At 68.3% G+C, this 857-nt stretch carries 1 protein-coding gene; it reads right to left on the bottom strand.

Annotated elements, in window-relative coordinates; all coding sequences use genetic code 11:
* Positions 1-857: calcium-binding protein (locus ACTIF1_RS26455; RefSeq protein ID WP_439599464.1), on the bottom strand; the 857-nt coding region annotated here is incomplete at both ends.

Here is an 857-nt window from a genome sequence, read left to right as displayed (position 1 = left end):
GATCGCATCATCCAGCGCGCCGCCCTCGGCTTGCTCGAAGCCCGTCACCGTCATGCTGAGTTCGACGCCGCCGCTGCCGGTGGCCACCAGGGTCCCGGCGTTGAGGTCGATCACGAAGCTTCGCGTCCCCTCCACGGCGGCATCGATCGCGTCGCCGCTGCCCGACGTCGCCACCAGCGTCTCGATCCCCGTCAGGGTATCGGCGCCGATGTTGAAACCGTCCGCGTCATAGCGATCCACAAGACCGCTATAGGTCCCGAAGCGGATGCTCGCGGCCTCACCCGTGCTGTAGTCCACCTGGTCGAGGCCGTCGCCGCCCATGATCAGGTTGGACCCGGCGCCGCCGTCCAGGGTGTCGTTGCCGTCCCAGCCCTCCAGCGTATCGTCGCCCTCGCCGCCCAGCAGCAGGTCCTCGCCCTCGCCGCCATCCATCAGGTCATCGCTGGCACCGCCGTCCAGCGTGTCATTGCCCGCGGCGCCGGTCAGCATGTCGTCACCATCGCCGCCATCCAGCACATCGTCGCCGGCGCCAGCGCCGAGGTTGTCGTTGCCGGCGCCACCTTCGAGCGTGTCGGCACCCTCGCCGCCAGTCAGGACGTCATCGCCACCCTCGCCCAGCAGCACGTCGTCGCCACCCAGGCCGTAGAGGTAGTCGCCGCCGTCACGGCCTTCGAGCTGGTTCGCCTCTTCGCTGCCGGTCATGGCGTCCGTAAGGTTGCTGCCGATCGCGTTCTCGAAGCCGGAGATGCTCTCCGCGCCGCGCGAACCGGATGCAACGTTGTTGCCAAGGTCGAGATAGATACCGAAGGTTTCCCACTCGAAGCTGACCGTGTCGTTGCCGGCGCCGCCGATCAGCG

Origin of the sequence: Falsiroseomonas sp. (assembly GCF_051860665.1) — a bacterium.
Lineage (GTDB): Bacteria > Pseudomonadota > Alphaproteobacteria > Acetobacterales > Acetobacteraceae > Falsiroseomonas.
The sequence above is the reverse complement of the archived record's forward strand: the minus strand, read 5'-3'. Positions and strand labels throughout refer to the sequence as shown.